Source organism: Cellulomonas sp. GbtcB1, from assembly GCF_019091725.1.
Taxonomy (GTDB): Bacteria; Actinomycetota; Actinomycetes; order Actinomycetales; family Cellulomonadaceae; genus Cellulomonas.
Genome location: NZ_JAGXJG010000674.1, coordinates 1 through 231, shown reverse-complemented (window position 1 = coordinate 231; position 231 = coordinate 1). Strand labels below are relative to the sequence as shown.

Sequence of the window (231 nt, the reverse complement as noted above, 5' to 3'; positions counted from 1 at the left end):
CGGAAGCGATGCGGGCCCCTCACCCCCGGCGACGGCCCGCCCTTCGCCGTGAGGCCCGGCGTCGTGACCGGCTACCTCGGCCCCAAGGGGGCGGGGAAGTCCACGACGCTGCGGATGTTCCACGGGCTGGACAAGCCCACCAGCGGTGCGGTGACGGTGGGCGGCCTGCGGCACGCGGAGACACCGCACCCGATGCGCGACGTCGGCGCGATGCTCGACGCCCGCGGCGTC

General features: G+C 76.2%; 1 protein-coding gene. It reads left to right on the top strand.

The genetic code is table 11. The features are described from left to right. Positions 1-231, top strand: a 231-nt coding sequence (locus KVT14_RS21760; protein ID WP_217617429.1) for an ATP-binding cassette domain-containing protein, incomplete at both ends; no start/stop codon positions are given.